This is a genomic window from Nocardioides sp. NPDC101246 (assembly GCF_044767415.1).
GTDB lineage: Bacteria > Actinomycetota > Actinomycetes > Propionibacteriales > Nocardioidaceae > Nocardioides.
Genome location: NZ_JBIWNX010000013.1, coordinates 107,162 through 131,599 on the forward strand (window position 1 = coordinate 107,162; position 24,438 = coordinate 131,599).

At 68.8% G+C, this 24,438-nt stretch carries 26 protein-coding genes; 10 read left to right on the forward strand and 16 right to left on the reverse strand.

What is annotated here, in order from left to right; all coding sequences use genetic code 11:
• Positions 1 to 64: 64 nt before the first annotated feature.
• A complete protein-coding gene (locus ACIRON_RS22785) occupies positions 65 to 1,216 on the reverse strand; it encodes an FAD-dependent monooxygenase (protein WP_402995747.1) in 1,152 nt (383 codons plus the stop codon).
• Positions 1,217 to 1,328: 112 nt separating this feature from the next.
• Here ACIRON_RS22785 and ACIRON_RS22790 point away from each other — a divergent pair, with 112 nt between their 5' ends.
• Positions 1,329 to 1,928 (forward strand): TetR family transcriptional regulator, encoded by a 600-nt coding sequence (locus tag ACIRON_RS22790; protein ID WP_402995749.1) that lies wholly within the window; start codon positions 1,329 to 1,331, stop codon positions 1,926 to 1,928.
• Positions 1,929 to 2,023: 95 nt separating this feature from the next.
• On the opposite strand, the gene ACIRON_RS22795 is transcribed toward ACIRON_RS22790, so the two are convergent.
• From ACIRON_RS22795 to ACIRON_RS22820, 6 genes are all read right to left on the reverse strand, one after another.
• Entirely contained in the window at positions 2,024 to 2,848 is an 825-nt protein-coding gene (locus tag ACIRON_RS22795; protein ID WP_402995751.1) for a 3-keto-5-aminohexanoate cleavage protein, read from the reverse strand.
• Between the two features lie 116 nt (positions 2,849 to 2,964).
• A complete protein-coding gene (locus ACIRON_RS22800) occupies positions 2,965 to 3,264 on the reverse strand; it encodes a DUF1416 domain-containing protein (RefSeq protein WP_045549621.1) in 300 nt (99 codons plus the stop codon).
• 2 nt (positions 3,265 to 3,266) lie between these two features.
• Entirely contained in the window at positions 3,267 to 4,115 is an 849-nt protein-coding gene (locus tag ACIRON_RS22805) for a sulfurtransferase (RefSeq protein WP_402995753.1), read from the reverse strand.
• 37 nt (positions 4,116 to 4,152) lie between these two features.
• The gene (locus tag ACIRON_RS22810) at positions 4,153 to 4,599 is read right to left on the reverse strand and encodes a DUF4395 domain-containing protein (RefSeq protein ID WP_402995755.1); all 447 of its coding nucleotides are present in this window, start codon (positions 4,597 to 4,599) and stop codon (positions 4,153 to 4,155) included.
• 242 nt (positions 4,600 to 4,841) lie between these two features.
• Entirely contained in the window at positions 4,842 to 5,303 is a 462-nt protein-coding gene (locus ACIRON_RS22815) for a thioredoxin family protein (RefSeq protein WP_402995757.1), read from the reverse strand.
• A 28-nt stretch (positions 5,304 to 5,331) separates the two neighbouring features.
• Positions 5,332 to 5,607 carry a MoaD/ThiS family protein gene (locus ACIRON_RS22820; RefSeq protein WP_091045872.1) on the reverse strand — a complete coding sequence of 92 codons (276 nt, stop codon included), beginning with the start codon at positions 5,605 to 5,607 and terminating at the stop codon, positions 5,332 to 5,334.
• A 122-nt stretch (positions 5,608 to 5,729) separates the two neighbouring features.
• Between ACIRON_RS22820 and ACIRON_RS22825 the strand changes: the two genes are divergently transcribed.
• From ACIRON_RS22825 to ACIRON_RS22840, 4 genes are all read left to right on the forward strand, one after another.
• The gene (locus tag ACIRON_RS22825; protein ID WP_091045869.1) at positions 5,730 to 6,476 is read left to right on the forward strand and encodes a response regulator transcription factor; all 747 of its coding nucleotides are present in this window, start codon (positions 5,730 to 5,732) and stop codon (positions 6,474 to 6,476) included.
• 9 nt (positions 6,477 to 6,485) lie between these two features.
• On the forward strand, positions 6,486 to 7,304 hold the full coding sequence (gene mshD, locus ACIRON_RS22830) for a mycothiol synthase (RefSeq protein ID WP_402995760.1): 819 nt from the start codon (positions 6,486 to 6,488) through the stop codon (positions 7,302 to 7,304).
• An 11-nt stretch (positions 7,305 to 7,315) separates the two neighbouring features.
• Positions 7,316 to 8,278, forward strand: a complete 963-nt coding sequence (locus ACIRON_RS22835) for an ADP-ribosylglycohydrolase family protein (protein WP_402995762.1) — start codon at positions 7,316 to 7,318, stop codon at positions 8,276 to 8,278.
• 128 nt (positions 8,279 to 8,406) lie between these two features.
• Positions 8,407 to 9,048 (forward strand): hypothetical protein, encoded by a 642-nt coding sequence (locus ACIRON_RS22840; protein ID WP_402995764.1) that lies wholly within the window; start codon positions 8,407 to 8,409, stop codon positions 9,046 to 9,048.
• A 12-nt stretch (positions 9,049 to 9,060) separates the two neighbouring features.
• Here ACIRON_RS22840 and ACIRON_RS22845 read toward each other — a convergent pair whose 3' ends face one another.
• The 3 genes from ACIRON_RS22845 to ACIRON_RS22855 are packed head-to-tail and all read right to left on the reverse strand — an operon-like array spanning position 9,061 to position 11,000.
• Positions 9,061 to 10,017, reverse strand: coding sequence for a YgfZ/GcvT domain-containing protein (locus ACIRON_RS22845; protein WP_402995766.1), 957 nt, complete (start codon positions 10,015 to 10,017; stop codon positions 9,061 to 9,063).
• A gap of 26 nt (positions 10,018 to 10,043) precedes the next feature.
• Positions 10,044 to 10,478 (reverse strand): Fur family transcriptional regulator, encoded by a 435-nt coding sequence (locus tag ACIRON_RS22850; RefSeq protein ID WP_402995768.1) that lies wholly within the window; start codon positions 10,476 to 10,478, stop codon positions 10,044 to 10,046.
• Between the two features lie 18 nt (positions 10,479 to 10,496).
• Positions 10,497 to 11,000 (reverse strand): FABP family protein, encoded by a 504-nt coding sequence (locus tag ACIRON_RS22855; protein WP_350661015.1) that lies wholly within the window; start codon positions 10,998 to 11,000, stop codon positions 10,497 to 10,499.
• Positions 11,001 to 11,060: 60 nt separating this feature from the next.
• Between ACIRON_RS22855 and ACIRON_RS22860 the strand changes: the two genes are divergently transcribed.
• Entirely contained in the window at positions 11,061 to 11,420 is a 360-nt protein-coding gene (locus ACIRON_RS22860; RefSeq protein ID WP_091046302.1) for a DsrE family protein, read from the forward strand.
• 105 nt (positions 11,421 to 11,525) lie between these two features.
• On the forward strand, positions 11,526 to 14,156 hold the full coding sequence (locus ACIRON_RS22865; RefSeq protein ID WP_402995771.1) for a hypothetical protein: 2,631 nt from the start codon (positions 11,526 to 11,528) through the stop codon (positions 14,154 to 14,156).
• 16 nt (positions 14,157 to 14,172) lie between these two features.
• On the opposite strand, the gene ACIRON_RS22870 is transcribed toward ACIRON_RS22865, so the two are convergent.
• Positions 14,173 to 15,231 (reverse strand): alpha/beta hydrolase, encoded by a 1,059-nt coding sequence (locus tag ACIRON_RS22870; RefSeq protein ID WP_402995773.1) that lies wholly within the window; start codon positions 15,229 to 15,231, stop codon positions 14,173 to 14,175.
• A 122-nt stretch (positions 15,232 to 15,353) separates the two neighbouring features.
• Between ACIRON_RS22870 and ACIRON_RS22875 the strand changes: the two genes are divergently transcribed.
• From ACIRON_RS22875 to ACIRON_RS22885, 3 genes are all read left to right on the forward strand, one after another.
• Complete coding sequence (locus tag ACIRON_RS22875) at positions 15,354 to 17,549, forward strand: RNA degradosome polyphosphate kinase (RefSeq protein ID WP_402995775.1); 2,196 nt, start codon at positions 15,354 to 15,356, stop codon at positions 17,547 to 17,549.
• Positions 17,550 to 17,630: 81 nt separating this feature from the next.
• On the forward strand, positions 17,631 to 18,248 hold the full coding sequence (locus ACIRON_RS22880; protein WP_091045846.1) for a DUF47 domain-containing protein: 618 nt from the start codon (positions 17,631 to 17,633) through the stop codon (positions 18,246 to 18,248).
• 4 nt (positions 18,249 to 18,252) lie between these two features.
• A complete protein-coding gene (locus ACIRON_RS22885) occupies positions 18,253 to 19,254 on the forward strand; it encodes an anion permease (protein WP_402995777.1) in 1,002 nt (333 codons plus the stop codon).
• A gap of 100 nt (positions 19,255 to 19,354) precedes the next feature.
• Here the strand turns inward: ACIRON_RS22885 and pstB are convergent, their stop codons facing one another.
• The 5 genes from pstB to ACIRON_RS22910 all read right to left on the reverse strand — a co-directional run bounded on the left by pstB (position 19,355) and on the right by ACIRON_RS22910 (position 24,405).
• Positions 19,355 to 20,128: a phosphate ABC transporter ATP-binding protein PstB gene (gene pstB / locus ACIRON_RS22890; RefSeq protein WP_141801331.1), complete on the reverse strand. Its 774-nt coding sequence runs from the start codon at positions 20,126 to 20,128 to the stop codon at positions 19,355 to 19,357.
• Between the two features lie 9 nt (positions 20,129 to 20,137).
• Positions 20,138 to 21,211 (reverse strand): phosphate ABC transporter permease PstA, encoded by a 1,074-nt coding sequence (gene pstA / locus ACIRON_RS22895; RefSeq protein ID WP_402995779.1) that lies wholly within the window; start codon positions 21,209 to 21,211, stop codon positions 20,138 to 20,140.
• Entirely contained in the window at positions 21,208 to 22,164 is a 957-nt protein-coding gene (gene pstC / locus ACIRON_RS22900; RefSeq protein ID WP_402995781.1) for a phosphate ABC transporter permease subunit PstC, read from the reverse strand. Before pstC ends, pstA begins: the two co-directional genes overlap by 4 nt.
• Before the next feature lie 100 nt (positions 22,165 to 22,264).
• Complete coding sequence (locus tag ACIRON_RS22905) at positions 22,265 to 23,362, reverse strand: phosphate ABC transporter substrate-binding protein PstS (RefSeq protein WP_402995783.1); 1,098 nt, start codon at positions 23,360 to 23,362, stop codon at positions 22,265 to 22,267.
• Positions 23,363 to 23,538: 176 nt separating this feature from the next.
• Positions 23,539 to 24,405 carry an NUDIX domain-containing protein gene (locus tag ACIRON_RS22910; protein WP_402995785.1) on the reverse strand — a complete coding sequence of 289 codons (867 nt, stop codon included), beginning with the start codon at positions 24,403 to 24,405 and terminating at the stop codon, positions 23,539 to 23,541.
• Between the last annotated feature and the right edge of the window lie 33 nt (positions 24,406 to 24,438).

The following is a 24,438-nucleotide window of genomic DNA, read 5'->3' on the forward strand; positions in this document are numbered from 1 at the left end:
TCGGCTCGTCAGAACGAGCCGACTCGGTGAATCTTGGTCAGGATGCGCCGACTCGGCGGGCCCCTCAGCGGTCGCGGTAGACCAGCCCGGACAGACGCCAGGCGAGCATCCGGCGGAAGCGCGGGAGCCTCGCGAGGGTGGACAGCACCAGGTTCCGTACGTTGCGTCGGGCCCCCTGCGCAATGCCGAACCGGGTCAGCCGGTCGGAGAGCGCGATGACCTCCTCGGCGACCGGCCGGCGGCGGGCGGCGTAGCCGTCGAGCGCGGCCTCGTCGCCGTTCGCGATCGTGGCGACGAGCGCGTCCCCGAGCACGACCGCGTCCTGGAGTCCGGTGTTCATGCCCTGGCCGCCGGCGGGGCTGTGCACGTGGGCCGCGTCGCCCGCGATCAGCACCCGCCCGACGCGGTAGGCGTCGGCGACGCGGTGGTGGACCCGGAACCGGGATCCCCACACGACCTCGGTGACCTTGACCGGGCTCTTCATACCACCGCGCCGGTCGAGGAGACCCTGCACGTAGTCGACGTCGGGCTCGGCCGGCGCCTCGACGACCGGCGCGACGAACCGGAACGAGCCGTCGGGCAGGGGCGCGGAGACCAGGGTGCCCTCGGGCGAGAAGTAGAGGATGACCTCGTCGTGCGGCAGGTCGCCCTCGATGCGTACGTCGGCGAGGCTGAACGACTCGGCGTACTTGCCTCCCGGGAAGCCGATCCCGGCCTTGTCGCGCACGATGGAGTGCATGCCGTCGGCGCCGACGAGGTAGCGCGCCCGGATCTCGGTGCCGTCCTCGGTGGTGGCGGTGACGCCGTCGTCGTCCTGGCGGAGGTCGACGAGGGTGAGCGGGCGGCGTACGTGACCGCCGAGCTCGGTGAGGCGCTCGAGGAGAACCCGCTCGGTGACCGCCTGGGGGAGCACCAGGGCGTAGGGGAACTCGCTGGGCAGGTCGTCGAAACGGATCGGCACCAGGACCTTGTCGCGGTCCCGGATGGTGAAGCGTGGCGCCTCGATACCCTCCTCGACCAGGCGGGCGGAGACACCGAGGTCGGCGAGGACCTCCAGGGTCCGGGCGTGGACGACAGCGGCCCGGGAGGTGTTGTCCCCGGAGGCCTGGTTGTCGATGACGGTGACGTCGATGCCGGCCGCGGCCAGCTTGGCCGCCACCGCCAGCCCTGTGGGGCCGGCGCCGGTGACGAGGACATCAGTGGTGATGGTGGACATGATGCTCTCCTTGCTTCGGGTCGTTGGTCAACGAGCGTTGGCCAACTGATGTTGACCAAGCTAGCGCGCTGTCGTCATTGACGTCAACGGGTGTTGGCCTACACTTGTTGGCATGACCGACACCCGCCGATCCGGAGCCGAGACCCGCGAGCGCATCCTCGCCGTCGCGCGCGAGCACTTCGCGCGCCAGGGATACGACCGCACCACCATCCGAGCGATCGCCACGGAGGCGCAGATCGACCCGTCGATGGTGATGCGCTATTTCGGCAGCAAGGAAGATCTCTTCACCTCAGCCGCCTCGATCGACCTGGCCCTCCCTGACCTGACCGCAACCCCGGCGGGCGACGTCGGCCGCGTGATGACCGCCCATTTCGTACGCACCTGGGACTCCGAGGGCACCCTGATGGCCCTGCTCCGCCGGGCCGCCTCGGACCCCCAGGCCGCCGAGCAGATGCGGAGCATCTTCGCCACCCAGGTAGCCGCCGCCGTCGCTCCCCTGTGCCCCGACCCGGCCCAGGCCGCCCGCCGGGCGGCCCTCGTCGCCACCCAGCTCCTCGGCATCGCACTGGGCCGCTACGTACTCCATCTCCCGCCCATCGTCGAGATGGACGCGGACGAGATCGTCACCTGGGTAGCACCCACGATCGACCGCTACCTCACCGCCGAGTCGGCGCAAACTGACCAAGAATCAGGCCGAGTCGGCTCGTCCTGACAGAAAATCTTGTCGAGTCGGCTGGTTATGACGAGCCGACTCGACGCGGACTTCCGTCACAACGAGCCGACTCGGCGCGACCTGCGGGCCATTGCCTATCGTTTGAGGCCGAGGAGGGCCCAGGCTTCATCGGTGCTCATCGGCGTACGTTGCGCGACCGCGGCAGCCTCGAATGCCCGCTCCACGAGCTGACGGTTGGCGTCGACCGGGACACCCTTGGCGAGGGTGAGTACGTCCTCCATCCCGACCCGAAGATGCCCGCCCATGGCCAGCGAGGTGAGCATGACCGGGAGGGTCGAGCGGCCGATGCCGGTCGCCGACCACGAGGTCACCTCGGCCGGCAGCGCGGCGACGCCGGCGACCAGCGCGGCAGAGGTGCCGGGCATGCCACCGGGCACACCCATGACGAAATCGACGTGGACCTTGCCGCCGGCCGGCAGCCCGTACTTCCCCAGCAGCCGCTGCAGCGCGGCGACGTGCCCCAGGTCGAAGAGCTCGAACTCCGGCACCACGCCGCGCTCCTGGGTGAGCTGGTAGAGCTCGGAGATGAACGGCCACGGGTTGGAGAAGACGTCGTCGCCGAAGTTGGTCGTGCCCATCGTCAGCGAGCACGAGTCCGGCCCGGCGTCGAGCACCTTCAGCCGCTTGTCCAGCGGGTCGTGGACCGAGCCGCCGGTGGAGAGCTGGACGATCAGCTCGGTCTTCTCGTGGAGCGCGTCGACCGTATCGGTGAGCCGTCCCAGGTCGAGCGTCGGCGCATGGTCGTCGTCGCGGATGTGGACGTGGATCATCCGCGCCCCCGCCTCCTCGCACTCGACGGCCGTCGCCACCAGCTCCTCCAGCGTCGTCGGCAGCTGCGGGCAATCTTCCTTCGCGGTCTCCGCCCCGGTAGGCGCCACGGTCACAAGCAGTCCAGTCACCCGGACAATCTAGCGCCATTCAAGCAACTGACCGCAATATCTCCACTCAAAGAGGACAAACGACACGGGAGCCCCGGTGTCAACCAATGACACCGGGGCTCCCACGTCAGTGATCGTCAGCCGATCGGGATCGTCACCTCGGCGACGTTGCCGACCGCTGCGTGGACCTTCTTGTCCACGGGCTCCGCCTTCGGCGCGAGCGTACGCAGGGTCCACTCGCCGTCGCCGGCGAAGAACCGGAAGTGGCCGGTGGCCGAGGTGGGCACCTCGGCGGTGAACTCGCCAGTGCGGTCGAGCAGTCGGACGTAGGCACCGTGGACGGGCTCACCGCCACGGGTCACCTGACCCTGGATGACTGCTTCCTTGGCGACATCGACGCCGGCGAGCGAGAGCCCGCCCTCAGTTGCTCCGCACATGCTCAGGCCTCCCCGGGCTCGTCGCCGAGCGCTACGGGCACGCCGACGAGCGAGCCGTACTCGGTCCACGAGCCGTCGTAGTTCTTCACGTTCTGGTGGCCGAGCAGCTCCTTGAGCACGAACCAGGTGTGCGAGGAGCGCTCACCGATCCGGCACAGGGCGATGGTGTCCTTGCTGTCGTCGAGGCCGGCCTCGCCGTAGATCTCACGCAGCTCGTCGTCGGACCGGAAGGTGCCGTCGTCGTTGGCCGCCTTGCTCCACGGCACGTTGATCGAGGTCGGCACGTGACCCGCACGCTGAGCCTGCTCCTGCGGGAGGTGCGCCGGAGCCAGCAGACGACCGGCGTACTCGTCGGGCGACCGCACGTCGACCAGGTTCTTGACGCCGATGGCCTCGACGGTCTCGTCACGGAAGGCGCGGATCGAGAGGTCCTGGTCCTGGGCGGTGTAGCTGGCCGCCTCACGGGTGACGGTCTCGTCGGTCAGCTCGCGGGAGTCGAGCTCCCACTTCTTGCGGCCGCCGTCGAGGAGCTTGACGTCCTGGTGGCCGTAGAGCTTGAAGTACCAGAAGGCGTACGCGGCGAACCAGTTGTTGTTGCCGCCATAGAGCACCACAGTGTCGTCGTTGGAGACGCCACGCTCGGAGAGCAGCGCGGAGAACTGGTCCTTGCTGACGAAGTCGCGGCGCACCTGGTCCTGCAGGTCGGTGGTCCAGTCGAGCTTGATCGCACCCTTGATGTGGCCCTTGTCGTAGGCGGTGGTGTCTTCGTCGACCTCGATCAGCACCACCTTCGGGTCATCGAGGTGCTCCTCCACCCACTGGGCGGAGACGAGGGAGTTCTCGCGGGTCATCTAGGTACCTTTCGTTTGTTTCTTGGCGTTCAGGGGATCAAGCGAGGCGCTTGATCAGCAGATAGATCTCGCAGCCGAGGCAGAACCGGAAGACGGCATTGAGCACGGCCGCGACCAGCGCGAGGCCGAGGGCGATCTGCGCCACGAGGGTGGCGCCGACGAGGTAGCCCACGAGCGCGACCACGAGGAAGGCGAGGCCGACCCCCTGGGCGAATCGGGGCGGGGCCGGGTCCTCGAGCTCGTCCGGGGCCCCGAGCCGGGGGCGTACGAACTTCTTGAAGAGCCAGGCGTGCGGGGTCCGCTGAACGCCGAGACCTGCCCCGATCGCGAAGAGCACCGTCTGGATGACCGTGACCACCAGAGCCCATGGCTGCGGAAGCAGCAGGGCCAGGATGAGCACGACAACGGTCACCGCTGCAGTGAACTGCGGGCCGCGGGGGTCGATTCCGGTCTGTGTAGCCGTCGTGCTCGTGGTCTCGGACATAGGTGTGCTCCTGCGAGAGTGGAGGGGAGGTCGTCAGGACGAGCCTGACAGGCGAAAGCGGTCCCCTGGGTCGACTCGGTCGACAAATCTCAGGGAATCAGCGGCAGGAACGACACAGCGCCGAGCGCACGCGGCAGTGATCCACTGCGCGGCGCTTGGTCAGCATGGTCGAGAACATGCGATGACAGTAGCGCGACGGCCGACGGCCACGAAACGAATGTCTCGTCATATGGACGAGCGTGTCAGGATTCGAGATCGAGGGCAGGAATCGCGCTCAGGACCTGCTCCTTGCGCGGAGCCCCTGCGGCCCTCGCGATCTCGTTCCCTGCGCCGTCGATGACCAACGTCGTCGGCGTACGCATGATGTCGAGGCGGCGCACCAGATCGAGGTGGTGCTCGGCGTCGACCTCGAGGTGCACCACGCCCGGAACGATCTCGGCGACCTCGCCCAGGATCCGCCGGGTGGCCCGGCACGGGGCGCAGAAGGCAGAGGAGAACTGCACCAGCGTCGCCCGCGAACCCAGCTCGCTCTCGCCCAGCGCGTCGGTGACCGCATCCCATGCGTGCGGCTCGGGTGCGTGATCCTCGTGGGCCACGTGAAGCTCCTTCGTACCTCGGAAGCGGCCGTCGGTGAACAGCCGGAAAAGACCGAACCCGAGGGCGGCGACGACCGCGATGACGGCGATCCAGGCTCCTGTGCTCACGAGGGGCACAACCCCGAATCGCGTGAACTCATTCCGAGCCCCCGGCGAACGGCGGCAGGAACTCGACCCTCTCCCCGGGCTCGACCGAGACCGCACTCGGATCCTGGGATCCCACCGGGCGGTCGCCGATGAGCGCCGAGCAGACTTTCAGCACCTCGGGGAGACGGGTGTCGGCGTGCAGCTCCGCGGCGCGGCGTACGACTTCGGCCAGCGTCAACGGGCCGTCGACCTCGATCCGGTCGGCAGGAGTCCCGGCCGCGGACTTGGCCGCCGCCCAGTATCGGACCTCTATAACATTCGTCACTTTCTCGTGGACATCCTTCCTATGTCACCGTGAGGTTTCGTTAATATGGTGCAACGATCACCTCACCGAGGCTCAATGTTGCGTTTCGGTGCTCCTCTTTCTCTGACCGAGAGGCACCCCCAATGAGCTCGCTTCTGTTGTTGACCAGTTCGCTCCAGCCCTCGGCAGATGTCCTTCCCGGGCTCTCGCTCCTCGGCCATCAGGTGAAGATCCTTCCTGCTGAAGGTAGCGCGCTTCTCGAGGCGCCCGACTCCGACCTGCTGCTCGTAGACGGTCGGCAGGACCTCGCCCAGGCCCGTGACCTGTGTCGTCTGATCCGCACGACCGGCACCGACATCCCCGTTCTGCTGGTCGCCACCGAGGGTGGCCTCGCCGTCGTCGCCCACGACTGGGGCATGGACGACGTCGTGCTGCACACCTGCGGTCCGGCCGAGCTCGAGGCGCGGATCAAGCTCGCGATCGGTCGCATCTCCGCGGCCCGCGAGGCCTCCGACCCCGAGGCTCACGTCATCCGCTCCGGCGAGGTCGTCGTCGACGACGCCACCTACACCGCCAAGATCGGCGGCCGCCCGCTCGACCTGACCTTCAAGGAGTTCGAGCTCCTGAAGTTCCTCGCCCAGCACCCGGGCCGTGTCTTCTCCCGCCAGCAGCTGCTCCAGGAGGTGTGGGGCTACGACTACTTCGGGGGCACCCGCACCGTCGACGTCCACGTACGTCGTCTGCGCGCCAAGCTCGGCCCCGAGAACGAGACCCTCATCGGCACCGTCCGCAACGTCGGCTATCGCTTCGTGCTGCCGTCGAAGAACAACGAGGCCGCCGCCGACGGCGCTCGGCTGACCCCGTCTCCTCGCCTGGGGGCAGACGCCTAGGCTGCACCTATGGCACTCACCGTCGATCAGGTCCTGGCCATCGCGAAGGCGACCGAGGCGTACGACGGCGTGGCGCCGCTCGACGAGGCGACCCTCCTGACGCTGCGCAACCGTCCGGAGGACGCCACGATCTGGGGTGACGTACGCGGGTTCGGGCTGTTGGTCAGCACTGAGCTGTCGCTGGTCGTGCTGACCCAGCATCGCGGGGTCGGGCTGGGGCGACAGCTGCTGCTCCGGGCGCCGTCTCTGGCGCCGGGGACCACGGCCTGGTCCCACGGGGACAACCCGGCAGCTGCCCGGCTGGCCGCGACCCAGGGATGGGAGCGCACCCGTGAGCTCTGGGTGATGCGGCGCCCGGTCGCCGGGCTCCCGCCTGCTCCGGAGACTCCGGAAGGCGTCGTCGTACGCGGCTTCGGGGCCGGCGACGAGGCCGAGCTGCTCCGGGTCAACGCGGCCGCCTTCGCGCACCATCCCGAGCAGGGATCGCTGGACGAGGCCGGTCTGCGCGAGCGGATGGCGGAGTCGTGGTTCGATCCGTCGGGGCTGGTCACCGCCTGGGAGGGCGAGAAGCTGCTCGCGTTCCACTGGACCAAGCGCCACAGCGAGACCGAGGGCGAGGTCTACGTCGTCGGTGTCGATCCCGCCGCGCAGGGCCGCGGGCTGGGCAAGCTGGTCACGCTTCTCGGGTTGAACCACCTGGCTGCCGCCGGCGTCGGCGACATCCATCTCTATGTCGAGGGCGACAACACCCCGGCCGTACGTCTCTACGAAGGACTCGGTTTCACCCGCGCCGCGGCTGACACGCACGTTCAATACACGCGCGGCTAGTCTCTGGTCGCGTGAAGCTGACCGAAGCGCAGAGTGACCGGGCCGTGGGGGCCATCGTCGGAACCGCGGTGGCGGATGCGCTCGGGGCTCACTACGAGTTCGACCGGCCTCGGCTCGGCGCTGGCGAGAAGGCGCAGATGCTCGGCGGCGGGCTCGGCCCGTTCGCACCCGGGGAGTGGACCGACGACACGACCATGGCGTGGTGCATCCTCGACGCCGCCGCGCGCGGGCTCGATCTGCGTACCGAGGAGGGGCTGACCGCGGTCGCCCACAACTTCCGGACGTGGGCGGAGTCGGATCCGAAGGACATCGGCAACCAGACCGCCCGGGTGCTCGACACCGCCGGTCCCGCGCCGACCGCCGCGCAGCTGCAGCTCGTCTCGGAGAAGCTGCACGAGACGACCGGTCACACGGGAGGCAATGGCTCCCTGATGCGTACCGCGCCGGTCCCGCTCCGCTATCTGGGCGACCGCGCGGCCGTCGCCGAGGCGGCCGCCGCGGTGAGCGCCCTGACCCACTGGGACGAGCACGCCCGGTCCGGCTGCGCGCTGTGGTCCCTGGCGATCGAGCACGCGGTGATGCACGGCGAGCTCGACGTACGCTCCGGCCTCTCCTACCTCTCCCCCGCCGAGGCCACCTTCTGGACCGAGAAGCTCGACGAGGCCGAGACCGAGCCGCCGTCGACCTTCAACCCCAACGGCTGGGTCGTGACCGCACTGCAGGCAGCGTGGTCCGCGATCGCGCAGACCACGGCCACCGGGCCCGAGCACTACGTCGAGGCCCTGAACACCGCCATCCGGATCGGCAACGACACCGACACCATCGCCGCCATCGCCGGCGGCCTCCTCGGCGCCCGCTGGGGCGCCTCCGCCATCCCGGCCGAGTGGCGCGCCCTCAGCCACGGCTACCCCGGCATCCCCGGCGACGCCCTCGTCACCCTCGCCCTGGATGCTGTTTCTGCCGGGGCGCGCTGATCACCAACACCGGTCGCCCGTCACTACATCAGTGGGCGGCACCTTGTGAATCTTTCACAAGGTGCCGCCCACTGATGTAGCCGCGAGAGACACACGGAACTGTCGGTGCTCAGGCCTACCGTCGCGATATGAAGCTCACCGCCCGGGCTGCCGCCGAGACCATCTCCGCCGCCCACAACATCGGTCTGCGAGATGCGGGGCGCGTGCTCGCGGCCGGACTTGCAGGACCAGCCACCAAGCAGGGAAGCGCGCTTCTCTATGACGAGCAGGGACTCGACAGGCTCCTCGACCGACCTGAGTGCGCACTCCCAGAGCTGGACCGCTGGCGCCCGTTCGTCGTCAGAGTCGGGAGGACACAGGCCTTCGACGTCGACGCCGCGTGGAGCGATCGCGCTCGTGCCGTCGCCGGGCCGTGGCGGCTACCGCTGCCGACCTCGGTCTATCTCGCCTGGCACAGCAGCCTGAACCCGGCAGCGGGCATGCGTCACCCGTTGATCGGTGTCGTCGGCGACTGGGCGGCTCTCGGCGCCGAGATCACCGGATATGACGAGGGCCGCTTCCGCCTCGAGCCGCCGGGGCCCTGGTTCGACTCGTTCCAGGACACCTGGCTGCCTCTCCCGCCCCGTCGGCGCTGGATCCTGTGGGGCGCACCTTCGAGCGTGGTCCAGCCGCCGGGACGACCCGAACGCACAGCGTCCCAGACGGCCTACAGGAGCTCGCGCGACTGGCTGAGCGCGGACGTACCCGTCCGATCGAACGGACGGTTCTGACCGCGGGACCGATCAGCGGAGCGGGCGGATGTGGAGGCCGATCTCGGGGTCGACGAGGACCTCCTGGGCGACCGGCATCCCGTCCACGACGAGCTGCGCGTCGACGGGTACGTTGCGCTTGACCAGCCCCAACGCGATCGGGCCGAGCTCGTGGTGGCGAGCCGACGAGCCCACGAAGCCCACCGTCTTCTCACCGAAGACCAGCTCCGACCCGGCGGCGGGCAGCCGGTTCTCCGAGCCGTCGAGGTGGAGCAGCACCAGGCGCCGCGGCGGGCGCCCGAGCGTGTGGACGCGGGCGACCGTCTCCTGGCCGCGGTAGCAGCCCTTGTCGAGATGGACCGCGTACTCCGGGCCGACGGTCTCTTCCGAACCCGGCACCCAGCCGACCTCGTTGGGGATCGTGCGCGCATCGGTGTCCACGCCGAACCTCGGCTCACCGCGCTCGATCCGGAGAGCCTCGAACGCCCAGAACCCGCAGGCGGGGCCCGCGGCAGCGGCGTACGTCTCCAGGGACTCGCGTGGGACGAACGAGTAGCCCTGCGAGGGACGCCAGACGGAGGCCTGCGACGGCTCGGCCGTCACGGTCACATCCGACCAGAACTTCATCCGCTCCAGGTAGGCGACCAGAGCCTCACCGGCCCCGGGCTCGGTCCACGCCAGGAAGGAGGAGCCGTCGTCGACGCCGGAGAAGAAGTGCTCGACATGCCCCTGCGGCGACAGGATCAGGGCCGAGGTCCAGGCCCCGGGAGCCAGTCCCTCGAAAGCCTGCGAGGTCAGCGAGTGCAGCCAGGTGAGCCGGTCGGGCCCGGCGATCCGTAGGACGTCGCGGTGGGAGAGGTCGACGAACCCCTCGCCGGAGGCCAGCGTCCGCTGCTCCAGGTTGAACGATCCGTAGTGCGCCGCGACGGGTGCGTCGGCACCGTCGCCGGCGACGGCACCGGGCAGAGACAGAAGCGGGCTTGCAGTCATGCTGTGCTCATTCAAACTGTGCTCGTTCATGTGGGCTCCTCGGAAGAACAGTCGACACACGCCCCGAAGACGGTCAGATGAGCGACATCTGCCTCGAAGGCGTACTCCTCACGCAGCCGCTCGCAGATACCGTCGGCCACTGAAGGGTCAACACTGGTGACCTTCTGACACTTCCTGCACACGGCATGAAAATGTGGCCGCCCGGAGACCGAGTGGTAGGTCGACGCCCGCTCGCCGAGGTGGGCGTGCCGCACCAGCCCCAGCTCCTCGAGCACCTCGAGGTTGCGGTAGACGGTGGAGAGGTTGATCGCCGAGGACGACTCGCGTACGACCGCGAGCACCTCCTCGGGGGTGGCGTGCCGCAGGCGCTCGACGGCACCGAGGACCAGCTCGCGCTGGGGCGTGAGTCGATAGCCCTTCGCCCGAAGGGCCTCGCGCCAGTCCTCAGCGGCCTCGGTCATGACGACTGCTTCCTGGACCTATTTCTTGGCTCGCTTGAGCCGCGCCCACAGGTGCGGCTGCAGCGCCTGACCCATCGCGGCCATGTCGAAGGCGTAGAGAAGGTCGCCCTCGACGTTGCCGTAGAGGCGCTTGCCGGCGGTGTATTCCTTCGCGGTCTCCGTGCGGGCGACCGCGTCGGTGGTGAGGTCGAGCTTGCCGCCCTCGGCCTTGCCGTACCAGACCTCGACGATGCCGGTGTTGTGCGTCATCACCCACTCGACCTCGCCCTCGGGGCGGAAGCGTACGAAACCGGTCTCCAGCGCCGCGTCGCGCACCTTCTCCCCCGTCTCCGGGTCGATGATCCACGAGCGCGCGAAGTAGTGGAAGAACGGACGCCCGTCGTGGGTGAAGATCAGCTCCTGCCCGAACTCGAACTTGTCGATCGTCGGATAGTCACCGTGCCCGTTGCCCTGCCAGGTGCCGAGCATCCACGCACAGGGGCCGGCATCGGGGTGAAGGTTCTCCGGAAGTTCGAAAGCCACACCCCGAGTTTAGGCCGTACGTCGGCTACGACCCGAAACGCAAGCGCTAGTGTGCTCGGCATGCAAGAACTCGTGGTGAAGGTGACCGTCGGCGCCGAGACGCCTGAGCGTACGAACCAGGCCTTCACGGTCGCTTCCGCGGCCGCGACCGCGGGCGCGAAGGTGTCGCTGTGGCTCACCGGTGAGGCGACCTGGTTCGCGGTGCCCGGGAAGGCGGAGGAGTTCACGCTCGAGAACGCGGCGCCGCTGCAGGAGCTGATCGGGCTGGTCCTCGAGGCCGGCCAGGTGACCGTGTGCAGCCAGTGCGCCTCTCGTCGCGATCTCACCGAGGACGACCTGATCGACGGCGTGGTCATCAAGGGCGCGTTCGTGTTCGCCGAGGAGATCTTGCGCGAGGGCGTACAGGCGATCGTCTACTGAGGTCGGCACCACCCAGAATTACATAAGTGTAGTTCCAGGTAGCGGACGTGTTAATCCTCTCGGAGACTCCACACACCACCTACTTCGCCGTTAGCATTCACCCTCGTGAGCACGCAGACCCCCAGTGGCAAGTGGTGGAGCCGTGATTCGGCCGCCCAGCCGGGTGACGACGAGGACCTGACGGCGCGCGCTGCGGAGTTGGCCCGCGCCGCTGCCGCAGCCGAGTCGCTTCGCATCTCAGCCGAGCAGGCGGCCGCCGAGCAGGCGGCCGAGCGGCTGGTGGCCGAGGAGTCCGCCGCCCAGCACGCGACCGCCCGCGCGAAGGCCGACGAGACCGCCAAGCTCCACGCCGAACTGGCCGCCGACGCCCACCAGGCGCGCGAGGTGGCGGAGAAGGCAGCCGAGGAGTACGCCCGCGCCCGGGTCGAGGCCGAGAAGCTCGCCGACACCCGTGCCAAGGAGCGCGCCGAGGCCGAGGAGGCCGCGCTCGCGAGGGGTAAGGAGCTGGAGGCGGCCGAGCGCCGCCTGCTCGAGGCGGCTCGCGTCGCCGAGGAGCAGGCCACCGCCCGCACCGAGGCCGAAGAGGCCGCCCACGCCAAGGCCGAGGAGGCCGCCACCGCGGCCGCCTCCGCCGCCGAGGCCCACACCAAGGCAGCCGAGCACGCCGAGCTGGCCCAGGCCGCCTACGCCGCGCGCAGCGTCGCGGAGGCCGCCGCCGAAGACCGTCTCGAGGAGATGGACGAGCTTCGCGACGCCCTGGCGGCCGCCGAGAAGGCCGCCCGCAAGGCCGCGGACGAGGCCCGCGCCGCCTACGAGGCACGCAGCGAGGCGGAGGCTGCCGCCGAGGCCGCCTACACCGCCCGCGCCGCCGCCGACACCCGATCCGAGGAGCTCGCGCGGATGCGCGAGGAGGCCGACGCGGCCGCAGCCGGCCGGGCCGACGAGGCGCTGGCCGCGTTCACCGCACGCCAGGCCGCCGAACAGGCCGCCAACGACCGGGCGACCGAGGCCGAGAAGGCCGCCGCCGCGCGCATCACGGCCGAGGAGTCCGCGGTCGCGATGGCGACGCAGGCCGAGATCGCCGAGCAGGCCCGCAAGGACGCCGAGGCTGCGGCCGAGGCCGCCTACGCCGCCGCCGAGGAGGCCGCGACCGCCCGCGCCGAGGCCGAGGAAGCGGCGAAGGAGGCCTTCGAGGAGCGCAAGGCCGCCGACGCCAACGCCGAGGACCACGCGATGACCCGGGCCGCGGCCGAGGCCACCGCGGCCGACCAGTACGCCGTGGCAGCCGAGGCGCTTGCCGCGCGCACCGAGGCGGAGGAGGCCGCGCTGCGCGCCTTCAAGGCCGCCGACGCTGCCAACGACGCCCGTCTCGAGGCGGAGAAGAGCGCGAAGCAGTACGCCGAGTTCGCCGCTGCCGCCGCGCACGAGGCCAACGAGAACGAGGAGCGCTACCGGCAGCTCACCGAGCTCGCCTCACAGGCCGAGCAGGCGGCCGAGTCCGCCAACCTCGCCCGGATGGGGGCCGACCAGCGCGCCTCCGAGCACGCCGATCTCGCGGTGCAGGCCCTGGAGGGCCGCCGCGCCGCCGAGCGCGCCGCGACCGAGGCCAACGAGGGTCGTCGAGCGGCGGAGTCCGCGCTGCGCACCGCTCACGAGTCGATGACCGAGCTCATCACCGGACAGGCCCGCGAGCGCGAAGAAGCCGAGCGCCGGATGACGGAGATGATGAACCGTCTCGCCGACGTCCAAGAGCAGGCCGCCGACGCCGTACGTCTTCGAACCGAGGCCGAGGAGGTCGCCGGACAGAAGGCGATCGACCGTCAGGCCGTCGAGGCCTCGATCCTGCACAACACCCAGCTGGTCGAGCAGGCCATCGTGGACCGGCAGATCGCCGAGCGCCGCAGCGCCCAGCTTGCCAAGCAGCTCGCCGACCTGCGTGAGGCCGTCATGCTCGCGGTCAAGGGCGGCAGCACCAACAAGCGTGCGATGCAGGCCCTCGAGCTCACCCTCGCCGCGACCCCGTCGCCGCCCGAGGCGCAGTTCCCCATCCCGGACGCTCCTGACGAGCCGCTCGTGGTCGAGCCCCTCGAGCCGGTCGCGCGCACTCCGTTGGTCGAGCCTGTCGAGACCACCGCTCCGGCACCGGTCGACTCACCGGCGGCACCGACGGCCGGTCCTCCGACCGCGCCCGTGACGCTGCCCGAGCGGCCGACCGGCAAGAAGCAGGGCAACACGAAGCAGTCCGGAGACTCGCGCGCGGACCTGGCGGACCTGCCCGACACCCCGAGCGACTCCCTCCCCCACCGCTCGAGCGGCTGGCTGGCGGCGGTGAAGCTCGCCGAGTCCGGCAAGTTCCCCGGCGCCAAGATCCCGGGTGCCGGCAGCGCGGCTCCCGAGGGCGCCATCTCTGCCGACGACACGGAGGGTGAGCCACTCGGCGCCAAGCGGCTCACCGTCCGCACCTTCAGGCCAGAGGACGGTTCCCTGATGACCGAGAGCACCGTCACGGTCACCGAGGAGGGTGTGCTCGACGTACGCAAGGACGAGCAGACCCACACCTACGACCTCTACGACACCGACACCGACATCACCATCAAGGGCGAGCCGGCCACCGACGAGTGGGTCGTCGAGTTCAACACGGACGAGGCAGGTGCGGTCCAGGTCGACAAGTCGATGGTCGACCCCGAGGCCTTCCAGCGGGAGGTTCTCCGCTGGCGCCCCGACATGGCCGGCTGAGCGTCGCTCAGTTTCGTTACAGGTTGTCCTTCAGGACTCGGGCGAGCTCCAGCACGGCGGCGCGTGAGGTACGTCCGGCGCCGACCACGTTCAAGAACCCATGGATCTGGTCGGCGAAGCGCTTGTGCGCGACCTTCACCCCGGCCTCCTCGAGCTTGACGGCGTACGCCTCGCCCTCATCGCGCAACGGATCGAAACCCGCGGTCGCGACGTAGGCCGGAGCGACCCCGGTCGACGGGATCTCCGCGTACAGCGGGGCGTGGCGGGGGTCGCGGCGGTCGACGCCCTCGGGCAGGTAGTTGTCGGTGGCGGCCGCGATGAAGTCCGAGGTCAGGTAGAAGCCCTCGCTGAGGTCCTCGCGGCTCTTCGTCGCGGCCTCCGACTGCGTCACCGGGTAGATGAGCAGCTGGAAGGCGCAGTCCTCGCCGACCGCGAGCGCGACCCCGGCCGCCAGGTTGCCGCCGGCAGAGTCGCCGCCCACACCGATCCGGGCCGGGTCCACACCGAGCTCCGCCGCGTGCTCGACCGCCCACCGGAACGCCGCGACCGAGTCGTCGTACGCCGCCGGGAACGGTGACTCCGGCGCCAGCCGGTAGTCGATCGAGAGCACCTTGACCCCCGACTCACTGGCCAGCAGCCGGCAGGGAGCGTCGTGGCTGTCGAGGTCACCGAAGATGAAGCCGCCACCGTGCAGGAAGACCAGCAGCGGCGCGTTGCCCGAGGCACCCTCCGGGACGTAGAGCCGCGCCTTCAGGCCCGCGGCCCAGAGCTCGCGCACCGACCCGATCTCCTGGCGCCCGCCGCCGAGCTGCGACTGCCGCAGCAGCGCCACTCGCCCCTTCGGGATCGGCAGCGTCGACGGGTCCGGCTCCCCCGACACCTTCATCAGCGACAGCATGATCTGCGTGTCCACCGCGAGCGTCTGCCCGTCGTACGTCACCGGCTCGCCGACCAGCCGCCGCTGCACCGCGGCCGGCAGGTTCAACGCCCCCGTGAACGCCAGACCCTTGATCGGGGTCACCACAGGCGCCAGCAGCGGATCGATCACGGAGGACGCACGCGCAAGAATCGACATGCACCTAAACTACCCGTTAGTAGGGACATCGTGTAACAGGTAGTTCGCCAGACGTCCGCGTCAACGGCCAGAGTTCGGATCGTGTCTCCCACAAGGACACGCAAGTGAGGAACACTAGCCTCATGAGTCTCGACCCGCAGGCCCCCACCCGGTCGGCCGAGGACACCGTGAGCCTGACCGCGGTTCCCGACCAGCCGTTCGACGTCGAGCCCGAATACATCCCCGATCATGAGGCGCTGGCCGAGGTCGAGAAGTACGAGGACCGCTTCCTCGACCGGGAGCTGTCCTGGCTGCGGTTCAACGAGCGGGTGCTCGAGCTGGCGGAGGACGAGACTCTGCCGTTGCTGGAGCGCGTACGTTTCCTGGCGATCTTCACCTCCAACCTGGACGAGTTCTTCATGGTCCGGGTGGCGGGTCTGAAGCGGCGGATCGCGGCGGGGGTGGCGGTCAAGGCCGCTTCCGGCCTGATGCCGCGGGAGGTCCTCGAGCTGATCTGGAAGAAGACCCGGGAGCTCTCCGAGCGGCATGCCGAGGTGTTCCGCGGCAAGATCAAGCCGGCGCTGCTCGAGGAGGGGATCCAGCTGCTGCACTGGGAGGACCTCACGCCGGAGGAGGTCAAGGCCTGCAAGAAGCTGTTCAAGGAGCGGGTCTACCCGGTGCTGACGCCGCTGGCGGTCGACCCGGCCCACCCGTTCCCCTACATCTCCGGTCTCTCGCTCAACCTCGCCGTCCGGCTGCGGGACCCGAAGACCAAGAAGAAGCACTTCGCCCGAGTGAAGGTCCCGCCGATCTTCAGCCGCTTCGTGCCGCTGGGCAACGACCGCTTCGTGCCGCTCGAAGAGGTCATGAGCGAGCGCCTGTCCAAGCTGTTCCCGGGCATGGAGATCCTCGAGGTGCACACCTTCCGGGTCACTCGCAACGAGGATCTCGAGGTCGAGGAGGACGACACCGAGAACCTCCTCACCGCGCTCGAGAAGGAGCTGCTCAGGCGGCGCTTCGGCCCTCCCGTACGCCTCGAGGTGCAGGAGTCGATGACCGACTCGACGCTCGACCTGCTGGTCTCCGAGCTCGGCATCTCCGACAAGGAGGTCTTCCGGCTGCCCGGTCCGCTCGACCTGCGCGGGCTGCACGGCATCGCCGACATCGACCGCGAGCAGCTGAAGTATCCGGCCTTCGTGCCGAGCACCCACCCGGCGCTCGCGCCGGTCGAGAGCGCCGCGCCGGTCGACGTCTTCAAGGCGGCTCGCCGTGGTGACGTACTCCTCCAGCATCCCTACGACTCGTTCGCGACCAGCGTGCAGCGCTTCATCGAGCAGGCCGCGGCCGACCCGCGGGTGCTGGCGATCAAGCAGACCCTCTACCGCACCTCCGGTGACTCCCCCATCATCGACGCCCTGATCGACGCCGCCGAGGCGGGCAAGCAGGTGCTGGTGCTGGTCGAGATCAAGGCGCGCTTCGACGAGGTGGCCAACATCCGCTGGGCGCGCAAGCTCGAGCAGGCCGGCTGCCACGTGGTCTACGGCCTGGTCGGCCTGAAGACCCACTGCAAGCTGGCGATGGTGGTCCGCGAGGAGCCCGACGGCACGATCCGTCGCTACACCCACATCGGCACCGGCAACTACAACCCGAAGACCTCCAGGCTCTACGAAGACATGGGGCTGATCACCACCAACGAGGGGATCGGCGAGGACGTCGCCCACCTGTTCAACAACCTCTCCGGCTGGAGCCGGGAGGCGACGTACGAGCAGCTTCTGGTGGCCCCCGGCAACGTACGCAACGGCCTGATCGAGCAGATCCACGCCGAGATCGCCCACCACCTGGCGGGGCGGCCGGCGAGGATCCGGCTCAAGGCCAACTCGGTGGTCGACGAGGCGATCATCGACGCGCTCTACCTGGCCTCCCAGGCGGGCGTGCCCGTGCAGCTCCTGGTCCGGGGCATCTGCGCGCTCCGTCCCGGCGTGGAGGGGCTCAGCGAGACCATCGAGGTGCGCTCGATCCTGGGCCGCTTCCTGGAGCACTCCCGGATCTTCTGGTTCGAGAACGGTGCCACCGAGGACGGCGAGGGACCGACCGCCTGGATCGGCTCGGCCGACATGATGCACCGCAACCTCGACCGCCGGGTCGAGGCCCTCGTACGCCTCCCCACCCCGGAGCTCGTGGCCGAGGTCGGCGCACTGTTCGACCTGGCATTCGAACCGACCACCGACGCCTGGATCCTCGGACCCGACGGGACGTGGGCCCGAAACCACGCTCCGGACCACCTCCAGGCGATGTTGATCACACGCCAGCGCCAGCGAAGGCGCGCCGCGACAGGCTGAACACGCCCTGGCTTTCGTCGTGTCAAGCGGACTCGCCTAACATGAGCCCGCAGGTCTGCCTCATCCAGCCAGGAGCCCCCCGTGCGTTTCCGAATCCGCCCGGTCGACACGTCGTTCTACGACCTGTTCACCGAGTCCGCCAACCACCTCGTCGGCGGTGTCTCGCTGCTCGCCGAGATGCTCAGCGACACAGCCGATCGCGAGGACGTCGCAAGACGTATGCGCGACGCGGAGCACGCCGCCGACGAGAGCACCCACGAGATCGTCAAGAAGGTCAACTCGACCTTCGTCACGCCGTTCGACCGCGAGGACATCTACGCCCTCGGCTCCGGTCTCGACGACGTGATGGACTCGATGGACGAGGTCGTCGACCAGATCTTCGTCTACGGCGTCAACATCTTGCCCCCGGAGCTGTCCGACCAGGTCACCGTGCTCCAGCGCTGCGCCGAGCTGACCGCGGCGGCGATGCCCAAGCTGCGCTCCATGAAGGAGCTCTCCGAGTACTGGATCGAGATCAACCGTCTCGAGAACCAGGGCGACAAGAACCACCGGCGCATCCTCGCCAAGCTCTTCTCCGGTGAGTACGACGCGATGGAGGTCCTCAAGCTGAAGGACATCGTCGAGTCCCTCGAGGACGCGATCGACGGCTTCGAGAAGGTCGCGAACACCGTCGAGCAGATCGCCGTCAAGGAATCCTGACACCGTGGAACTTGCCATCGTCATCGCGGTGGTCGTCGTCGCCCTGGTCTTCGACTACACCAACGGCTTCCACGACGCAGCCAACGCCATCGCGACCTCCGTCTCCACGCGCGCGCTCACGCCGCGTATCGCCCTCCTGCTCGCGGCGGTGATGAACTTCGTCGGCGCCTTCCTGGGCCAGAAGGTCGCCCACACCGTCTCCGACACCATCACGCCACCATCAGGGGCACATGGTCTGACCGTTGTGATGGCCGGCCTGCTCGGCGCGATCGCGTGGAACATGATCACCTGGTACTTCGGTCTCCCCTCGTCCTCCTCGCACGCGCTCATCGGTGGCCTGGCCGGTTCGGCGATCGCCGCCGGCGCGTTCGTCAACTGGATGACGGTGCTGGAGAAGGTCGTCATCCCGATGTTCATCTCACCCGTGGTCGCGTTCGGCCTCGGGTTCGGCGTGATGCTCGCGATCATGTGGATCTTCCGCCGCGCCAACCAGCACAAGGCACAGAAGGGCTTCCGGATCGCCCAGACGATCTCGGCCGCCGCGATGGCCCTCGGTCACGGCCTGCAGGACGCCCAGAAGACGATGGGCGTCATCTTCCTGGCCCTGGTCACCGGTGGCTTCCTCTCCGAGGGCGACGACCTGCCGTTCTGGGTCATCGCCGCGGCAGCGACCGCGATCTCCCTCGGCACCATGTCCGGCGGCTGGCGCATCATGCGCACCCTCGGCCGTCGCATCATCCACCTGGACCCCTCCCGCGGCTTCGCCGCCGAGTCGGTCGCCGCCTCGGTGCTCTACACCACGGCGTACGTCTGGGAGGCCCCGATCTCGACCACCCACACGATCACCTCGGCGATCATGGGTGTGGGCGCGACCAAGCGGTTCTCCGCGGTCCGCTGGGGTATCGCGAAGTCGATCGTCGCCGCCTGGATCTTCACCTTCCCCGCGGCCGGTGGTGTCGCAGCCCTGACCTACCTGCTCTGCCACTTCGTCTTCCAGCTGCCGTAGAAGCACAGAACGCCGAGTCGGCGCATCCTGACCCTCTCGCTCGCTTCGCTCGCGAGGCACGGGTCAGGATGCGCCGAGTCGGCTGCATTTTCAGGAGCGTTTAGCCGAAACGCCCCGAGATGTACGCCTCGGTGTCAGGGTTGTCCGGCTTGGTGAACATCTGCTTGGTGGGGTTGAACTCCACCAGGTGACCCGGCTGGCCGGCGGCCTTCAGGTTGAAGAAGCCGGTGTCGTCGGAGACACGGGCCGCCTGCTGCATGTTGTGGGTGACGATCACGATCGTGTAGTCGGACTTCAGCTCGTGGATGAGGTCCTCGATCGCGGCGGTCGAGATCGGGTCGAGGGCCGAGCACGGCTCGTCCATCAGCAGCACCTCCGGCTGGACCGCGATCGCACGGGCGATGCAGAGCCGCTGCTGCTGACCACCCGAGAGACCCATGCCGGGCTTGCCGAGACGGTCCTTGACCTCGTTCCACAGGTTGGCGCCGCGCAGCGCGCTCTCCACGATCGAGTCCGCCTCGGACTTCTTGATCCGCTTGGAGTTGAGCTTGTTGCCGGCGAGCACGTTGTCGTAGATCGACATCGTCGGGAACGGGTTGGGCCGCTGGAAGACCATGCCGACCTTGCGACGTACAGCCACGGGGTCGACGTTCGGCCCGTAGATGTCCTGGCCGGCGATCTGGATCTTCCCCTCGACGTAGGCACCGGGGATGACCTCGTGCATCCGGTTGAGGGTGCGCAGGAAGGTCGACTTGCCGCAGCCGGAGGGCCCGATGAAGGCGGTCACCGACTTCGGCTTGATGGACATGGAGACGTCCTCGACGGCCTTGAAGTCGCCGTAGAAGATGCTGGCGTCCTTGACTTGAATGGACATGTGTTTCTCCTAGCGCCCGGTCTTGGGGGCGAAGATCGTGCCGACGATACGGGCGATGAGGTTGAGGACCATGACGAGGATGAAGAGCACCAGTGCTCCACCCCAGGCGTACTCGACGCCCTTCTGCGTGGCCTCGGACAGCTGGGTGTAGATGAAGACCGGCACCGTCATCATCGGGCTGTCGTCGAATGCGCTGGTGTTCAGGTTCGGGTTGAACCCGGAGGCGACCAGCAGCGGCGCGGTCTCACCGATCACTCGCGAGATCGAGAGCACGACACCGGTGACGATGCCGCCGATGGCGGTCGGGAGCACCATCTTGGTGATGGTGCGCCACTTCGGCACCCCGAGGGCGTACGCAGCCTCGCGCAGGTCGTCGGGGACCAGCTTCAGCATCTCCTCGGTCGATCGGACGACGGTCGGGATCATCAACAGCGAGAGCGCGATACCGCCGCCGAAGCCGAAGCGCGTGCCCGGCCCGATGAGGAGAGTGAAGAGCGCGAACGCGAACAGGCCGGCGACGATCGACGGGATGCCGGTCATCACGTCGACCAGGAAGGTGATCGTCTTGGCGAGGCGGTTGCCCTTGCCGTACTCGATCAGGTAGATCGCGGTCATGATGCCGATCGGGATCGAGATCACCGCGGCGATGCCGGTGACGATCAAGGTGCCGATCAGTGCGTGGTAGAGACCGCCCTGCTCGTCGCCGGTGACCGAACGCATCGAGTAGGTGAGGAACTCCGGACTGAGGGTCGCGGCGCCCCTGGAGACGACCGTGTAGACCAGCCAGATCAGCGGGATGACCGCGACCGCGAAGGCGGTCCACACGAGACCGGTGACGAGCTTGTCGGTGGCCGAGCGCCGGTTCTCCACCAGGAGCGCCCACAGCGGGTAGCCGATCAGGAACCCGAGCACGGCGATGACGACAGCCCCGACGATGCCCACACCGAGCACCAGGGCCAGGGCGCCCAGGGCGACCGCGGCGACGCCGACCAGCCACTGGGCACCTCGGGGGAGCGTGGCGTGGGACAGCTTGACGTCGTCCTGGGCCACGTCGTTCACGGAGGGGTCGATGTTGCTGCTCACTTGGCCCTCCCTCGGGCGACGATCCAGCGGGCGAGTGCGTTGACCAGGAAGGTGAAGGCGAACAGCACGAGGCCCGTCGCGATCAGCACGGAGAGCCGGTCGGGCGTGCTCTCCTTGTAGCCCTGGGCGATGTGCGCCGCGATGGTCTGCGGGTTGTTGGTGCCGATGATGAACAGCGAGATGAGGACCTTCGGAGAGACGATCATCGCGATCGCCATGGTCTCTCCGAGAGCCCGGCCGAGGCCGAGCATGACCGCGGAGACCATGCCGGAGCGGGCGTAGGGGAAGACCGCGTAGCGGACCATCTCCCAGCGCGTCGCGCCGAGCGCCAGCGCCGCCTCCTCGTGCAGTCGCGGCGTCTGCGCGAAGACCTCGCGGCAGATCGAGGTGATGATCGGCAGGATCATCACGGCCAGCACGATCGCTGCGGTGAACAGCGTACGGCCGTTGCCGGAGGGCTGGCCGTCGAAGAACGGCAGCCAGGCCATGTTCTCGGAGAGCCACGCATGGGTCGGCACCAGGTACGGACCGAGCACCACCGCACCCCACAGACCGAAGACGACCGACGGGACCGCGGCGAGCAGGTCGATGACGTACGCAACGGGGGTGGCGATCCGGCGCGGGGCGTAGTGGCTGATGAAGAGCGCGATCGCCACGCTGAAGGGGACCGCGACGATCAGGGCCAGCACGGCCGCGTACATGGTCGCGAACAGCAGCGGCACCACCAGGCCCAGGAACGAGCCCTGGCCGGCGTAGTGCTGCTCGTCCACGCTGAAGCCCGGGATGCCCTCGATGCCCAGGAAGATGAAGACGGCTGCCAGCGCCACCATGATGAGAGTGGCTGCGATGACGGCGAGGCCTCGGAAGACGACATCACCCATCGAGCCACGGCCGGACAGCTCCGACTTCGGTTCAACGCCGGGGTCGGCGCCGGGGTCAGCGGCGACAGTCACAAGGCATTCCTCGACTTTCTTGTTTCGGTTCTCAAGACAGCCGTACGGGCGGCGGCCGCAGCCACCGCCCGAACGGCGATCAGATCAGACGTACCGGCACTTACTTGATGCCGCCGACCAGGTCGAGCGCCTTGTCGGCGATCTCACGGTCGAGCGGTGCGGAGCCGGCCTCCTCGGCGGCGACCTCCTGGCCCTCCTCGGAGAGGATGTACTCCAGGTAGCCCTTCACGTTGGCCGCGTCCTCGGCGTTCTCGTAGGTCGGGCAGGCCAGCAGGTAAGAGACCAGCACGACCGGGTAGACGCCGGCCTCGGTGGTGGTTCGGGCGACCTCGACGGCCAGGTCGCTGTCGCTGGTGCCGACCGGCTTCGAGGCGGCCAGGATCTTCGAGGCGGCCTCGGCGCTCGGCGCGACGAACTCCTCGCCGACCTTGACCTTGACGGTGGCGAGGTCGTTCTCGCGGGCCGCGGACTCGTCCATGAAGCCGATGTAGCCGGCGCCCTGCATGGCGGTCACGATGCCGGAGGTGCCGTCGCCACCCTCGCCGCCCTTGATGGAGGCGGGCCACTCACCCGAGGGCTCCTCGGCCCAGCCGCCGGCGGCCGCGAGGTACTCGGTGAAGTTCTCCTGGGTGCCGGAGTCGTCGGAGCGGTGGACCGGGGTGATCGCGCTGTCCGGAAGCTTGGCGTCCGGGTTGGTCGCGGCGATCGCCGGGTCGTTCCACTTGGTGATCTTGCCGGAGAAGATGCCGGCAAGGGTCTTGGGGTCGAGGTCGAGCTCGTCGACGCCCTCGACGTTGAAGACGACGGCGATCGGCGAGACGTAGCCCGGGACCTGGATCGGGTCGGCGCCGCACTGCTCCTTGGCCTTGCTCAGCTCGCCCTCGTCGTCATTGAGAGCGGAGTCGGTGCCGGCGAAGAGGTAGCCGCCGGTGATGAAGCCCTCACGACCCGAGCCGGAGCCCACGGGCTCGTAGACGACGCTGAGGTCGGGGTTGGCGTCCTGGATGCCGGCGACCCATGCCGCCTGGCCCTTCTCCTGCGAGGAGGCTCCGCCACCCTTGATGGTGCCCGAGAGGGTGCCTTCCCCGTCGCTGCCGCTGTTCTGCTCGTTGGCAGCGCCGCAGGCGCTGATCGCAAGAGCAAGGGCCGCAGCCGTGATGCCCGGGACGAGTGCCCGGCGCAGCGAGGTGGTGTTCACGCAAGTCTCCTGATGATGATGCAGTCGATTCGGAGTTGTCGCGATGACCGTAGGGAGCCGAGGTGGACGGGAAACTCGGTGAAGGTGAACACAGCCTGAACGAGGAACACAGAGTCGGTGGCAAATCTGTGTCAGTTACGGGCACAGGAGATGAACAGGCAGGCCTCGAGCCTCTGTTAGACCTGAGATGCCTCGACAGCACGCACTTCTCCTGCGCGCACGTGCAGCACCATCAGCTCGCCCTTCGCCAGCTTCGGGTCGCGCATGCCCAGCCCCTCGAAGACCCACGGCAGCACCGGTCGGTGCGTGCAGATCACTGTCGGAACTGCCAGGTCACGCAGGGTCTCCGCGGCCAGGGCCGACACGCTACCTTCGTCCGCGCCCTCCTCGCTCAGCAGTCTCATCTGTTCGGACACGATGCCCGCGAGCCCTGCGTACGGCGCGACGGACTGCGCGCAGCGGACGCTCGGCGAGGTGATCACCCGGCGGATGTCGTAGGCCATCAGCAGACCGGCGAGCGTGACCGCCTGGGCCCGTCCGGTGTCGTCGAGCGGCCGCTCGTGGTCAGTACGCGACCAGGCCGAACGGCCGACGGACGAGGCGTGACGGAGGATCACGAGGGGCGTGGTGGGATCGCGTACGTCCTCGGCCTGCTGCAGCGTCGCCCGATCGTGCGGGTAGGTCAGCCGCGTACGCGCCTTCTCGACCGAGAGCCACTCGACGTCGTCGATCTCGTCGTTGACCAGGTAGCCGTCGACATCGTCGTCGGCGCCGGCGGCGGTGCGGCCGACCCAGTAGTGGACCACCTTCTGCCCCGCCTCGACGGGATAGCGCTGTGGCTGGAGCGGGCGGCCGAGCGCGACCCGCAGACCCGTCTCCTCGCGCACCTCGCGGATCGCGGCCACCGGGACCGTCTCGCCGGGGTCGACCTTCCCCTTGGGAAAGGACCAGTCGTCGTACTTGGGTCTGTGGACCAGCGCCACCTCCGAGAGGTTGTCGTGCTCGCGAAGAACCACTACGCCGGCGGCCGGTATCTCGGGCATGCGCACAGGGTATGTCGAGAAGGTGGCTGATTC

Bases quoted from the DNA above. Each gene is read 5' to 3' on its own strand.
- ACIRON_RS22785 (WP_402995747.1), bottom strand. From the start codon at position 1,216: ATGTCCACCATCACCACTGATGTCCTCGTCACCGGCGCCGGCCCCACA.
- ACIRON_RS22790 (WP_402995749.1), top strand. From the start codon at position 1,329: ATGACCGACACCCGCCGATCCGGAGCCGAGACCCGCGAGCGCATCCTC.
- ACIRON_RS22800 (WP_045549621.1), bottom strand. From the start codon at position 3,264: ATGTGCGGAGCAACTGAGGGCGGGCTCTCGCTCGCCGGCGTCGATGTC.
- ACIRON_RS22805 (WP_402995753.1), bottom strand. From the start codon at position 4,115: ATGACCCGCGAGAACTCCCTCGTCTCCGCCCAGTGGGTGGAGGAGCAC.
- ACIRON_RS22810 (WP_402995755.1), bottom strand. From the start codon at position 4,599: ATGTCCGAGACCACGAGCACGACGGCTACACAGACCGGAATCGACCCC.
- ACIRON_RS22825 (WP_091045869.1), top strand. From the start codon at position 5,730: ATGAGCTCGCTTCTGTTGTTGACCAGTTCGCTCCAGCCCTCGGCAGAT.
- mshD (WP_402995760.1), top strand. From the start codon at position 6,486: ATGGCACTCACCGTCGATCAGGTCCTGGCCATCGCGAAGGCGACCGAG.
- ACIRON_RS22840 (WP_402995764.1), top strand. From the start codon at position 8,407: ATGAAGCTCACCGCCCGGGCTGCCGCCGAGACCATCTCCGCCGCCCAC.
- ACIRON_RS22845 (WP_402995766.1), bottom strand. From the start codon at position 10,017: ATGACTGCAAGCCCGCTTCTGTCTCTGCCCGGTGCCGTCGCCGGCGAC.
- ACIRON_RS22850 (WP_402995768.1), bottom strand. From the start codon at position 10,478: ATGACCGAGGCCGCTGAGGACTGGCGCGAGGCCCTTCGGGCGAAGGGC.
- ACIRON_RS22860 (WP_091046302.1), top strand. From the start codon at position 11,061: ATGCAAGAACTCGTGGTGAAGGTGACCGTCGGCGCCGAGACGCCTGAG.
- ACIRON_RS22870 (WP_402995773.1), bottom strand. From the start codon at position 15,231: ATGTCGATTCTTGCGCGTGCGTCCTCCGTGATCGATCCGCTGCTGGCG.
- ACIRON_RS22875 (WP_402995775.1), top strand. From the start codon at position 15,354: ATGAGTCTCGACCCGCAGGCCCCCACCCGGTCGGCCGAGGACACCGTG.
- pstB (WP_141801331.1), bottom strand. From the start codon at position 20,128: ATGTCCATTCAAGTCAAGGACGCCAGCATCTTCTACGGCGACTTCAAG.
- ACIRON_RS22910 (WP_402995785.1), bottom strand. From the start codon at position 24,405: ATGCCCGAGATACCGGCCGCCGGCGTAGTGGTTCTTCGCGAGCACGAC.